Source organism: Candidatus Cryptobacteroides sp. (assembly GCF_056207615.1).
In genome coordinates this window covers 1-12,632 of sequence record NZ_JBAEER010000074.1, presented here as the reverse complement: position 1 = coordinate 12,632, position 12,632 = coordinate 1, and the positions used below count along the sequence as shown (strand labels likewise).

Genomic DNA, 12,632 nt, shown 5'->3' with positions numbered 1-12,632 from the left:
GCCCTGGAGGCTATGGCATCGTGCTCAAGTGCGGCGGCCTGGTGAAGGAGATGTCGGGCGGATTTGCGTGCACCACCAACAACAGGATGGAGCTTCTCGCAGTCATCGTCGGACTCAAGGCCATCAAGTGGGACAAGGCCGACGTGATAGTGACCAGCGACTCTTCCTACGTCGTCAATGCCATCAATCAGGGCTGGCTCGAGAACTGGGTCCGAAAGGGCTTCAAGAAGGTCAAGAACCCGGATCTGTGGATGGAGCTCCTGCCGCTTCTGAAGAAGCACAGCGTGCGTTTCCAGTGGGTTCACGGGCATAATGGACATCCCGAGAATGAGCGCTGTGACGCCCTTGCAGTCGCTGCCGGAGCAGGCGCGGTGGCACAGGGCATGCAGCTGCCGCCTGATCCCGGATTCGATCCGACGTCGGAAACGCTCCGGATGGAGGAATAGCGATATACATTTCTACGAAATGAATTAGCCGATATTCGGATATTCTTTCTATATTTGTAGGTTATTTGTAATAAAATGCAGATAGCCTACATTTTTTGTTCGGCTATGCTGCCGGAAATAGAAATATAAAAACAACAAGATATGTCACTGACAGACGTTTTCAAGAAGATATTCGGCTCCAAGGCCGACCGCGACGCAAAGCGTTTCCAGCCTTACGTCGTCAAGGCGCTTGCAGCCTATGAGGAGATAGACAAGCTCTCGGATGATGAGCTTCGCGCAAGGTCAGCGGCTCTCCGCCAGCTCATCAAGGACCGCACTGCCGAGAATGAGGCACGCGTGGCTGAGATCAAGGATGAACTCGAGAAGGACATCCCGGTCGAGGAGAAGGAGAAGCTCGCTGCAGAGTCCGACAAGCTCGTGAAGGTAATCGACGACCAGATCGAGGAGATACTCGAGGAGATCCTTCCTGAGGCCTTCGCCATCATGAAGAGCACCGGCCGCAGGTTCACCCAGAACGAGACCATCCGCGTGAAGGCTACCGATTTCGACCGTGAGCTCGCAGCCACCAAGGATTTCATCACCATCGAGGGTGACGACGCCATCTGGCAGAACCATTGGATGGCCGGTGGTAACGAGATCACCTGGGACATGATCCACTATGACTGCCAGCTCTTCGGCGGTGCAGTCCTCACATACAGCCGCAAGAACGCAGCGACCAAGGAGGCCGAGCGTGAGCGTGAGGGTAATATCGCGGAGATGGCAACCGGTGAGGGTAAGACTCTCGTTGCGACCCTCCCGGTGTTCCTCAATGCGCTCGCAGGCAAGGGTGTCCACGTGGTCACAGTGAACGACTACCTCGCGAAACGAGACTCTGAGTGGATGGGACCTCTCTACATGTTCCACGGCCTCTCGGTGGATTGCATCGACAAGCATCAGCCTAACTCAGATGCGAGAAGGAAGGCCTATGCATGCGACATCACCTTCGGTACCAACAACGAGTTCGGTTTCGACTACCTCCGTGACAACATGGCGACGAACCCTGAGGACCTCGTGCAGCGCAAGCTCCATTACGCTATCGTCGACGAGGCCGACTCGGTGCTCATCGATGACGCGCGTACCCCTCTGATCATCTCTGGTCCTGTGCCGAAGGGCGACGACCAGCAGTTCGCAGAATACAAGCCATACGTGGAGAGGCTCTACAGCCGCCAGCGTACCTTCGTAACCGAGGTCCTCAATGAGTCCAAGAAGCTCATCGCTTCCGGCGACGAGGCAGAGGGAGGAAAGCTTCTCCTTCGTGCATACAAGGGACTTCCTAAGTACAAGCCTCTCATCAAGTACCTCAGCGAACCGGGAATCAAGCAGATTCTCCAGAAGTCTGAGAACTACTATATGCAGGACAACGAGAAGGAGATGCATATCGTGACCGACCCGCTCTTCTTCGTCATCAACGAGAAGCAGCACTCCGTGGATATGACCGACAAGGGTCACGAGGTGCTCGCCTCAGCCGTTGAGGATGCTGAGTTCTTCGTACTTCCTGACGTCGGCGCCCAGATCGCAGACCTCGAGAAGCAGGAAATCGGACCTGCAGAGAAGCAGGAGCGCAAGGATGCCATCATGGCCGACTTCGCAATCAAGAGCGAGCGCGTCCACACCGTGAACCAGCTCCTCAAGGCTTATGCGATGTTCGAGAAGGATATCGACTATGTGATCGTGGACAACAAGATCAAGATCGTCGACGAGTCCACAGGCCGTATCATGGAGGGACGCCGCTGGAGCGACGGCCTCCATCAGGCAGTCGAGGCCAAGGAGAACGTGAAGGTAGAGGCAGCGACCCAGACCTTCGCGACCATCACCCTCCAGAACTACTTCCGTATGTACCACAAGCTCGCAGGTATGACAGGTACCGCGGAGACCGAGGCAGGTGAGTTCTGGTCGATCTACAAGCTTGACGTCATCGTCATTCCTACCAACAAGCCTATCGCTCGTCAGGATAACGAGGATCTCATATACAAGACCAAGGCAGCGAAGTACAACGCCGTCATCAAGAAGGTTCAGGAACTCGTCGCAGAGGGACGTCCAGTCCTCGTCGGTACCACCGACGTCGAGACTTCAGAGCTCCTCAGCCGTATGCTCAGGATGCGTGGTATCCAGCATCAGGTGCTCAACGCGAAGCAGCATGCACGTGAGGCGGAGGTCGTTGCACATGCAGGACAGAGCAGTACCGTGACCATCGCGACCAACATGGCCGGTCGTGGTACCGATATCAAGCTTTCTCCTGAAGTACGTGAGGCCGGCGGTCTTGCAATCATCGGTACCGAGCGTCACGATTCACGCCGTGTCGACCGCCAGCTCCGTGGTCGTGCCGGACGTCAGGGTGACCCGGGTTCATCTACCTTCTACATCTCTCTCGAGGATAAGCTTATGCGACTCTTCGGTTCTGAGAGAATCGCCAGCGTCGTCGACGGCCTCGGCATGAAGGACGATGAGGCACTCGAGAGCAACATGCTTTCAAATGCCATCGAGAAGGCACAGAAGAAGGTCGAGGAGAACAACTTCGGTATCCGTAAGAGACTCCTTGAGTACGATGACGTGATGAACTTCCAGAGGGAGGTTATCTATACCAAGCGTCGCAACGCGCTCTCTGGTGAGAGGGTGGAGATCGACGTGATGAACATGATGCAGGATATGGCTCAGATCTTTGCGGAGGCTTCCGAGGGATGCAGCTACGAGGATTTCAACGAGATCGTCATGGCATCTCTCTCTATCGACCTCGGCTTCGATGAGGAGTTCTATGCAGGTGCGAAGGTCGCTGACATCAAGGAGGCGCTCTTCAAGAACATGCTCGCAGTTTACCAGCGCCGTATGGACACCATGGCCCAGAAGGCATTTCCTATCATCAAGGAGGTCTACGAGAACCAGGGTGCGATATACCAGAACATCGCGGTTCCTGTGACCGACGGTCATAAGATGGTGACCATCTCCGTCAACCTCAAGAAGGCTTACGAGACCGAGGCGAAGGAGATTGCACGCGTCCTCAGCAAGACCATTACCCTCTGGCAGATCGACGACCACTGGAAGGAGCATCTCCGTGAGATGGATGACCTCAAGCAGTCTGTACAGAATGCGTCATACGAGCAGAAGGATCCGCTTCTCGTGTACAAGCTCGAGAGCTTCGACCTCTTCAGGAATATGCTCGAAGGCCTCAACAAGGCAATCCTTTCGTTCCTCTTCAGGGCACAGATTCCTCTTCGCGACGCAAGCCAGGCACAGGCTCCTTCACCAGCACAGCAGCAGAGAAGGCAGCAGGACATGAGCCAGGTACGCACCAGCCGTTCGGATCTCGTGACCAACGGAGGCGAGCCTAAGAGCAACATGCCAGTCCATGTCGAGAAGCAGGTAGGACGTAACGATCCATGCCCATGCGGAAGCGGCAAGAAGTTCAAGAATTGCCACGGTAGGGGACTTTAACAGATATTAAAAGATTACAGATATGAAAGAACAGCCATCAAGCAACAACACGGCTAGCCGCGTAGCTGCCGACATCACCATCAAGGGTGAAATCATTTCTCCTAATGACATCAGGATCGATGGAAACTTCGAGGGAAAGCTTACTTCGAATGGTCGCGTAATCATCGGTGACACTGCCAAGATCGTCGGTGACATCATCTGCAATGACATCGATATCTGGGGTGCCATCAACGGCAATATCTTCGTGAAGGATACCTTCTCCCTCAAGGAGGGTGGTAACCTCGTAGGAAACATCCAGACCCGCCGTATCAGCATCGAGCTTGGCAGCAAGTTCAACGGTAACTGTCAGATGATTTCCGAAGAGCAGTTCAATGCTCTTACCGGTGCTCAGCCAGAGGAATAATCCAGCCTGCGCTCTGATCATAAAGTGCTGGCCCTCAGCACGATGACATAATGACGGCTCCCTCTCTCGGGGGAGCCGTCACTGTTTTATGTCGCTGATAGACAGTGCTTTGTGATTTTAGCTTGGAATGCCTGTCCGGCCTTAGATCGAGAGGACGCTCAGGACGTTGATGAGTTCCTTGTCGATAGGCTTGTCGAACTTGATTGCTCGAGAGAAAGGAACGTATACGATCTGGTCATTCTTCACGCCGACCATCACGTTGCGCTGACCCTCGTTGAGAGCCTCGATGGCTGCGACACCGAGACGGGACGCAAGGATACGGTCGTAAGCAGTCGGGGTACCACCGCGCTGGAGATGGCCGAGGATGGTCACGCGGACGTCGAACTCAGGATGGTTCTTGCGCATCTGCTCAGCATAGTACATCGCACCGCCGTCCTTAGGACTCTCGGAAACGAGCACGATGCTGGAGTTCTTGCTCTTGCGGATTCCGCGGGCGATGAACTGCTCGAGCTGCTCGATACCGGTCATGTCTTCTGGTATGATGGCAGCCTCTGCACCTGAAGCGATGGCGCTGTTCTGGGTGAGGAAACCTGCATCGCGTCCCATCACCTCGACGAAGAAGATGCGGTTGTGGGAAGTCGCGGTGTCGCGGATCTTGTCGACGCAGTCAACGATGGTGTTGAGGGCTGTGTCGTATCCTATGGTCATGTCTGTTCCGTAGAGGTCGTTGTCGATGGTGCCAGGAAGTCCGACGCAAGGGATGTCATACTCCTTCGCGAGTTGCTGGGCTCCTGCGAGAGAACCGTTGCCTCCGATAACGACGAGGGCGTCGATACCGAACTTCTTGATGTTCTCATAAGCCTTTTCACGACCTTCGACGGTCATGAAGTCCTTGCTCCTTGCCGTCTTGAGGATGGTACCTCCACGCTGGATGGTGCTGCTGACGCTCTCCGAGGTGAATTCCTCGATGTCGCCCTTGATGAGGCCCTCGTAACCACGATAGATTCCGAATACCTTCCAACCCTGGAAGATGGCTGAACGTGTCACAGCCCTGATGGCTGCATTCATTCCCGGTGCGTCGCCTCCGGAAGTCATGACGCCGATACTCTTGATATCCATAATTGTACACTACTTCTCTGCCTGGGGCAGAATACCATATACAAATATAAGTGATTTTTCGTGAGAGCGGTCTATAAAAATGAAAAGCCCCCGGTGGCAATACCGGAGGATTTCGGATCTTTTGGGTTGTCGTGTATGCAGTATTGAGCCTATTGCCCGGCTTTTTTATTTCGTCTGATTCACTGAAACAAATATGAAAAAGCTTATCCACAATAATCACAATCGGCATTATCGTTACCACAAAGGGATTCCCGATAGGTCAAACATGACTCCAGATTATACAAAATGGCGTAATTCCGGGCCTTATTTATATATTTGTATCGAAAGACAACAGATTATGACCGGATTTGATGAAGTAAACGAGAGCTACTCCCTGGCGGAGGCCATACGCGAGTCTCAGCGCTGTCTCAGGTGCAAGGTGCCTATGTGCCAGAAGGGCTGTCCTATCGGAAACGAAATACCTGAGTGGATACATGAGCTCAGCATGGGTAATCTCGGAAACGCAATAAAGATCATACGTACGAAGAGCAACCTTCCTGCGGTCTGCGGCCGTGTCTGCGGACATGAGAAGCAGTGCGAGGGTTCGTGCGTGCTCGGCAAGAGCGGCAAGCATATCAACATCGGCAAGCTCGAGAGGTTCGTCGCGGACTTCGATGCCGAGGCTCAGCTCACCCATGAGGCGGTGGCTCCGAAGAACAGGGGCAAGATCGCTGTCGTAGGTTCGGGTCCAGCCGGTCTAACCGTGGCCGGCGATCTCGCTCGAAAAGGTTTCAGCGTGGAGATCTTCGAGGTCGAGCCCGAGGCCGGCGGAATGCTGACCTTCGGCATACCTGAGTACAGACTTCCTAAGGAGGTCGTGAGGAGGGAGGTTCGCTATGTCGAGGAACTCGGCGTGGCTATCCATCTGAACTCCCATGTCGGTCTTGATATCACTGTCGACGACCTTTTCAGGAGTGGCTTTGATGCGGTGTTCATCGGAATCGGCGCGGGTAAGCCTCGTACGCTCGAGGTTCCTGTCCATGTCGACGGCTCGGAAGAATTGGCCAGCAGCAAGGAGGGTATGCCGGGCGTAAGACATGCTACCCATTTCCTTCGCCGCGTGCAGATGAACCGAGAGGGACATCTGAATGCTGAGGAAATCGAGGTGAAGGAGGGCGACAAGGTGTTCGTCGTAGGTTGCGGAAACACTGCGATGGATGCAGCCCGAACTTCGTTGCGACTCGGTGCCGATAAGGTGGAGATAGTATATCACAGGACCATCGACAGGATGGCTGCGTTGCGCGCTGAGTATGATGATGCGGTCAAGGAGGGTATACTCTTCAACTGGAATGCATCGATCGTCGAGATATTCGCTGACAAGGATAAGAACATCAGGCAGATCGTGATCGAGACCAAGAACGGGGACGGCAGCACTTCCCGAAGGACCGTGGACGCGGACATCGTGCTCATGGCAGTGGGTGCAGTGCCGTCGACCAGGATTCCGAAGACGACCAACGGAATCAAGGTGGACGACAAGGGCTACCTCCTCACCAGGGAAGTCCCTTACGGCATGACTTCGCTCAAGGGCGTGTTCGCCGGAGGTGATGTGGCCAACAGGCAGGCGACTGTCGTGCACGCGATGCAGGATGCGAAGAAGGTTGCCGAGGGCATCACCCAGTATGTCGACGCCGTGAAGCTGCTCGAGAGCATAGCACTGAACGATTAATAACACTAATACAACCATGAAAACCGTACACTTATTTGCATCCATGCTCGGCGCGGCAATTCTAGCTGCGTCCTGCTGCAACAGCTCGTCCGTTCCCGGCCCGATTACGACTGGGGAGGATTCTATCGCGCATACCATCTATGGAGACATCCAGGGCTACTGCGATGACGGCATCTATACCTTCAAGGGAATCAGATATGCCAAGGCCGAAAGGTTTATGGCTCCGGAGTACCCTGACCACCATGACGGAGTGCTCAAGACCCAGGTATATGGGCCGAAGGCTCAGCAGGATCAGAACGTGAAGTTCGGGACTCCTACCGACTATGATTTCGGATTCCAGTTCAAGATCGAGATGATGAGCGAGGACTGTCAGGTCCTCAATGTATGGACTCCGGCCCTCGACGGCAAGAAGCGTCCGGTCTTCGTATGGATCCATGGCGGCGGTTACACCAGCGGCTCCTCAATCTTCCTCCCTGCTCAGGACGGCCGTTCGCTCGCGGAGAAGGGCGACATCGTCGTCGTGACTGTGAACCACAGGCTCAATGTCCTCGGATATCTTGACCTCAGCCCTCTCGGAGGCCCTTTCGCAAACTCGGCGAACCTCGGAATGCAGGATCTCGTGAAGGCGCTTGAGTGGGTAAGGGACAATATCGCAGAGTTCGGCGGTGATCCGGGGTGCGTGACCATCGGCGGTCAGTCAGGTGGCGGTGGAAAGACTTCCACCCTCATGGCCATGCCTTCTGCAAAGGGCCTTTTCCACAGGGCAATCGTACAGAGCGGCTCTACCATCCGTCAGATGGAGGGCAGCAACTCTCCTGCAGTATGCAAGGCCTTCCTCGAGGCCCTGGGTCTCAATCCTGAGACTCCTGCCCGGCAGCTCGCGGAGCAGCTTGCCGCGCTTCCTTTCGAGGATGTGCTCGCTGCCGGAAACGCAGCTGGACGCAAGGCAGGAGGACGTTTCTCTCCTGTAGTGGATGGAACCGTGCTTCCTCAGCATCCTTTCGATCCGGCACCGGAAATCAGCCGTGACGTCCCTATGCTCATCGGTTCGAACCTCAATGAGTTCTGCTATACCAACAATGTCGAGTTCACAATTGACGAGCGTGTCCGCAAGGGTGTCATAGAGCAGGCCGGCATCAAGGCGGCCCAGGGTGGTGCTCCTGCATACGTGTACCTCTTCTCATGGATCTCGGAGGTCAATGACAGGGCTCTTGCTGCCTGTCATGGCATGGAACTTCCTTTCATGTTCAACAATGTCGCCGTACAGCGCGAGATGACTGGCGGAACCAAGGAAGCCTATGCTCTTGCGGATAAGATGAGTTCGGCATGGATTCAGTTCGTGAAGACCGGCGATCCTAATACTCCGAAGCTTCCGAAGTGGGCTCCTTTCGATCCTCAGACCGAGGCTACGATGGTTCTTGACAACGAATGTAGGATGTCCTATAAGTAGGATGCCCTAAATAGGACATCCTACTTATATGCAGAGGCCAGCCCTTTTTGGGCCGGCCTCTGCTATTTTACCCCGCTGCTGACGCAGCTGCCACTTCTCATTATCCCAGGATGAGAGCCCAGGCGAGGAAACGTATCGTGATTCCTGCGGCGAGAATGACCATGGTCGGAATCAGCTTGGACTTGTAGAACCCCAGGGAGAGCAGCACGGCCTGTCCGAAGATCGGTATCCATGCGACCAGGGCGATCAGGACGCCGTATTGGTCAATCCTTGATTTCTGTCTCGCGAGCGTCTCCGGCTTGATCTTGAATTTCCTCTCAACCCATTCCCACTTTGCGAGCCTTCCGCAGAGGTAGGTCACCATTCCTCCGATCCAGTTGCCGATGATTGCGACCAGCAGGCAGGGGAGCATGTCCCCGTCATATATTGCGGCGAAAGCGACGAAGAGTGCATCTGCGCTGAATGGCACGAACGAGCCCGCGAGGAGCGTGCCTATGAACAGCCCGACGAGCCCGAGCCCATAGAGGTCGATCGCACCCATCACTTGGACTCCTTCTTCTTGTCAGACATGGAGAAGAGGTTCGCGAGTATGGTGCCGGATATGCTGTGCCATGCACATGAGATGGCGCACGGAACCACTGCGAGCGGGTTGGTGGCGACGAAGAAGGTCATCGCGAGGTTGGTTCCCAGGCCTGCGTTCTGCATGCCGACCTCGATGCTGATGGTTCGCTTCTTTGCGGTCGGGAAATGGAAGAGCGTACCTGCGAGGTAGCCCAGGAGGTAGCCGCTGGCGTTGTGGCAGAAAACCATCGCGAAGATGATCATGAACATAGAGAGTCCGTTCTCGACGAGCGGGTCATGGACGGTCGTGACCACACCTCCGACTATGCATGCCAGCGCGGTCACGGACACTCCCGGCATCACCGACTGTATCTTCTGGAACACGTCCTTATGCCCGAGCCAGAGGTTCAGGAGGAAGCCGATGGCGATAGGGAAGATGGTCACGATGAGTATCTGCTTGAACATTCCGATCGCGTCCACGTCGACCTTCGCACCGGCGAGCCAGAGCACAAGGAGGGGAGTCAGCACCGGAGCAAGCAGGGTGGAGACGCAGGTCATTCCGACCGAATATGCGACGTCTCCCTTGCAGAGGAAGGACATGATGTTGCTCGAAACTCCGCCCGGGCAGCAGCCGACGAGCACAATGCCGATGGTGAGTGCTGCGGAATACGGAGCGGCAGCGGGAATCTGGGAGAATACCCATGCCAGCGAGAATGCGACTATCGGCATGATCGTGAATTGCGCGAAGGTGCCGATTAGTATGTCCAGCGGCCGGCGGGCGAGCTCGCGGAAGTCATCCGGCTTGAGGGTGAGGCCCATCGTGAGCATGATGACTCCGAGTATCACGGTCTGGGTCTGTCCCTTCACCCATGCGAAGAGCTCAGGGAAGAAGAAGGTGACGACTGCGGTGAGTATCACGAAAATGCTGGCCTTGCCGCTCAGCAGGTCGCTGATTCTTTTGATTATTCCGTACATGATGGGGCAAAGATAGCAATTTTAAATGGTGACCATACCCAGGTCATGACCAAACTCGCAGAGGTTCTCAACTAGGAGAATTTTTCGAAAGTGTTGCTCAGCCGCTTTTTTGTGAAATCAAGAATGCTTTTATCATATTGATTAATAGCATCTAGGTTATGTGCTTGGGAATATATTGCCTGTTATGCCAATGATGTATAGATTTGTTTCTGGATCGTCGTGTATGCCTGTAACAAGGGCAATTCTTATTACTATGCACAAAAAGTACTCAGGGCTCACGACGGTCAGACTTGTCGTCGAGCATGAACCATTCTTGGTTGGCTCCGTGACGAAGGAGCAGATTAAGGCGACAGGTGAAAAGCCTGTTGTAGTTGACGAAATGGTAGAATCTACAGACAGTTTTCTGGATCTTACATTTGAAATCTAATTGCTATGAGGACAACTACATTCTATGCGGCGACCCTCGTGGCTGCCATGGCATTCGTATCATGCCAGAAAGAAATCACGCTCAAGGTCAGTGACAAGACCATCAAGGCCAGGATCTCCTCATCCGCCCTTGAGACGAAGGCATCGGCTACTTCTGAAAAACTTGAATTCAGCGAGACCTTCAGGACAGGACAGAAACAACTCACGACAGTCGACATGTTCTCGTCCGACAGGGCTCTCGGCTATCCACAGACAAAGGGATATGTCGTGACCACGGAGAACTTCCAGCGAGCTACCGTCGACGCTTTCCTGGATATTCCTGACGGCGGAATAACCAACGGTCAGGGTGTAACCATTCTCCCTCACTACATAGACAAAGGCATACTCAGTCCCGATGGTTCTGTTACTGACAAGAACGGCCAGGATTGCTACTGGGTCAACGCCGTGAAGATGAACATGTGGTGCTATTCGGGAATTGATAATCTTACATACAATGGATCAAAGGCATCATTCCCTTATACCATACCTACCGACCTGTCACAGCAGAAAGATATTCTCGTGTCTCATAATGAGGCAACGTATAGGGATGGCGCATCTGATCTTGTGGACGTAAAACTCTATCATGCGCTGGCTGCGGTCAAGTTTGATGTGAGACTGCTTTCGACGGATATCAAGATATCAGACCTCAGCGTGTCCAAAGTCAAGACTTCAGGTACCTGTGAGATAACTCCTGATGGCCAGAACGTGTCGTATTCATGGACTCCATCTGCAGCGACTACTGATTTTTCTCAGGATTACACATCGAACAAGGCGTCTTATCAGGATTCATTCCTTCCTAGAAAGGCACAGGAAGACGATGAAAATCTCTATTTCTTCATGCCTCAGACGATTGATCCTGCATCTAAGGTCTCTATGACCATGGAAAATTCGCGCAGGGCTCCGAAGTCTGTGTCTGTAGCTGCCAACGGCAACGTGGCAGGAGCGTCATGGAGCGAGGGCAAAACATACAGATACAGGGTAGCTGTTACGGAAGTCAAGCGTGAGGAGCAGATTTCCGGCGGAGGAGAAATCTCATTCCAGGGAAAGGGCGGTGACTGGGCCATGTATCAGAGCCTTTCCCTGAAGGAGGGAACCCAGCTCAAGCTTGCATGGGATTTCGAGGCCGGAAACTCTCAGGGTATCACCCAGATCAGAATCTGCCCTGCCGGTGGATATGACGAGAAGGGGAACTATATCTACAATGAGAACAATGGTGTCATCATCTATTCGAGAACCGGATCGTATATTTTCACTCCAAGGGAGGATAAGTCCGGAAATATCATAGAAAAGAACGACAAGTATGAGCAGAGAGTCGATATCGATTCCGGTAATGTACATAACGGTTTCATCGCCCTTTATTTTACGATCGAAGATCTTGGTTTCAGCGGACCATACGACATCGTGTTCGACTACAACGGAGGAAACAATGGTGCCGCCGCCTGGAAGGTCAAGAATCTTTCGGTCAGCATCATTGACTAAAAGGCACAAGATCACCCTTTGATATCCAAGAGCGGCTTCCCGGTGTCGGGAGGCCGCTCTTTGTGTCAGAAAAGAGTGATTGTTGAATGTTCTATTTCGTGTAATGGTACCGCATTGCAAGGACAAATACCGTCACGATATCGCCGTCAACCTGGTATACAAGCCTGTCCTTGTGGTTGATTCTTCTAGACCATGCTCCACTGAACTGATATTTCAGAGCCTCAGGTTTTCCTGTCCCGGTAAAAGGATGCTCCTGCAACTCGCGCAGAAGATTCTTTATCTTTTCTGCAGTCTTTGGATTCGTGGATTTCCAATAATTGAAATCCTCCATCGCCTGAGGAGTGAACGCAACCTTATAGCTCATCGATATTCACCTCTACGAAGTTGCCGTTCTTTACGTCTTCCATTCCTGTCAGGATTGCCTTCTCCATCTCCTTGGAAGCCATCAGGTACTCTGTTTCCTTCATTGCATTGTACTGATCCATCGGGATAAGGACAGCGGCTTCGTTGCCTCTGTTGATGATCACCTCCTGGCTGTCTTTGATGACGAGGTCCATGTAG

The 12,632-nt window shown here is 53.6% G+C and carries 11 protein-coding genes; 6 read left to right on the top strand and 5 right to left on the bottom strand.

Annotated elements, in window-relative coordinates:
• The 3 genes from AC06ND_RS04495 to AC06ND_RS04485 all read left to right on the top strand — a co-directional run.
• Positions 1–446: RNase H family protein (locus AC06ND_RS04495; protein WP_475677796.1), on the top strand; the 446-nt coding region annotated here is incomplete at its 5' end.
• A gap of 141 nt (positions 447–587) precedes the next feature.
• A complete protein-coding gene (gene secA, locus AC06ND_RS04490) occupies positions 588–3,914 on the top strand; it encodes a preprotein translocase subunit SecA (RefSeq protein WP_475677795.1) in 3,327 nt (1,108 codons plus the stop codon).
• 22 nt (positions 3,915–3,936) lie between these two features.
• Complete coding sequence (locus AC06ND_RS04485; protein ID WP_475677794.1) at positions 3,937–4,317, top strand: bactofilin family protein; 381 nt, start codon at positions 3,937–3,939, stop codon at positions 4,315–4,317.
• A 141-nt stretch (positions 4,318–4,458) separates the two neighbouring features.
• Here the strand turns inward: AC06ND_RS04485 and pfkA are convergent, their stop codons facing one another.
• Positions 4,459–5,436, bottom strand: a complete 978-nt coding sequence (pfkA, locus tag AC06ND_RS04480; protein WP_475677793.1) for a 6-phosphofructokinase — start codon at positions 5,434–5,436, stop codon at positions 4,459–4,461.
• A 337-nt stretch (positions 5,437–5,773) separates the two neighbouring features.
• Here pfkA and AC06ND_RS04475 point away from each other — a divergent pair, with 337 nt between their 5' ends.
• Both AC06ND_RS04475 and AC06ND_RS04470 read left to right on the top strand, forming a co-directional pair.
• Complete coding sequence (locus AC06ND_RS04475) at positions 5,774–7,141, top strand: NAD(P)-dependent oxidoreductase (protein WP_475677792.1); 1,368 nt, start codon at positions 5,774–5,776, stop codon at positions 7,139–7,141.
• A 16-nt stretch (positions 7,142–7,157) separates the two neighbouring features.
• Positions 7,158–8,591, top strand: a complete 1,434-nt coding sequence (locus AC06ND_RS04470; RefSeq protein WP_475677791.1) for a carboxylesterase/lipase family protein — start codon at positions 7,158–7,160, stop codon at positions 8,589–8,591.
• A 100-nt stretch (positions 8,592–8,691) separates the two neighbouring features.
• On the opposite strand, the gene AC06ND_RS04465 is transcribed toward AC06ND_RS04470, so the two are convergent.
• The gene (locus tag AC06ND_RS04465; protein WP_475677790.1) at positions 8,692–9,132 is read right to left on the bottom strand and encodes a YqaA family protein; all 441 of its coding nucleotides are present in this window, start codon (positions 9,130–9,132) and stop codon (positions 8,692–8,694) included.
• Positions 9,132–10,127: a bile acid:sodium symporter family protein gene (locus AC06ND_RS04460; protein ID WP_475677789.1), complete on the bottom strand. Its 996-nt coding sequence runs from the start codon at positions 10,125–10,127 to the stop codon at positions 9,132–9,134. The genes AC06ND_RS04465 and AC06ND_RS04460 overlap by 1 nt, the downstream gene beginning before the upstream one ends.
• Positions 10,128–10,559: 432 nt before the next feature.
• Here AC06ND_RS04460 and AC06ND_RS04455 point away from each other — a divergent pair, with 432 nt between their 5' ends.
• Positions 10,560–12,071: a hypothetical protein gene (locus AC06ND_RS04455; RefSeq protein WP_475677788.1), complete on the top strand. Its 1,512-nt coding sequence runs from the start codon at positions 10,560–10,562 to the stop codon at positions 12,069–12,071.
• 91 nt (positions 12,072–12,162) lie between these two features.
• Here AC06ND_RS04455 and AC06ND_RS04450 read toward each other — a convergent pair whose 3' ends face one another.
• Positions 12,163–12,435 carry a Txe/YoeB family addiction module toxin gene (locus tag AC06ND_RS04450; protein WP_475677787.1) on the bottom strand — a complete coding sequence of 91 codons (273 nt, stop codon included), beginning with the start codon at positions 12,433–12,435 and terminating at the stop codon, positions 12,163–12,165.
• Positions 12,425–12,632 (bottom strand): type II toxin-antitoxin system Phd/YefM family antitoxin (locus AC06ND_RS04445; protein WP_475677786.1); only part of this gene is annotated, 208 nt, incomplete at its 5' end. The genes AC06ND_RS04450 and AC06ND_RS04445, both read right to left, overlap by 11 nt.

What these genes read in the sequence shown, in the direction of transcription:
- secA (WP_475677795.1), top strand. Translation starts at nt 588, where the DNA reads ATGTCACTGACAGACGTTTTCAAGAAGATATTCGGCTCCAAGGCCGAC.
- AC06ND_RS04485 (WP_475677794.1), top strand. Translation starts at nt 3,937, where the DNA reads ATGAAAGAACAGCCATCAAGCAACAACACGGCTAGCCGCGTAGCTGCC.
- pfkA (WP_475677793.1), bottom strand. Translation starts at nt 5,436, where the DNA reads ATGGATATCAAGAGTATCGGCGTCATGACTTCCGGAGGCGACGCACCG.
- AC06ND_RS04475 (WP_475677792.1), top strand. Translation starts at nt 5,774, where the DNA reads ATGACCGGATTTGATGAAGTAAACGAGAGCTACTCCCTGGCGGAGGCC.
- AC06ND_RS04470 (WP_475677791.1), top strand. Translation starts at nt 7,158, where the DNA reads ATGAAAACCGTACACTTATTTGCATCCATGCTCGGCGCGGCAATTCTA.
- AC06ND_RS04465 (WP_475677790.1), bottom strand. Translation starts at nt 9,132, where the DNA reads ATGGGTGCGATCGACCTCTATGGGCTCGGGCTCGTCGGGCTGTTCATA.
- AC06ND_RS04460 (WP_475677789.1), bottom strand. Translation starts at nt 10,127, where the DNA reads ATGTACGGAATAATCAAAAGAATCAGCGACCTGCTGAGCGGCAAGGCC.
- AC06ND_RS04455 (WP_475677788.1), top strand. Translation starts at nt 10,560, where the DNA reads ATGAGGACAACTACATTCTATGCGGCGACCCTCGTGGCTGCCATGGCA.
- AC06ND_RS04450 (WP_475677787.1), bottom strand. Translation starts at nt 12,435, where the DNA reads ATGAGCTATAAGGTTGCGTTCACTCCTCAGGCGATGGAGGATTTCAAT.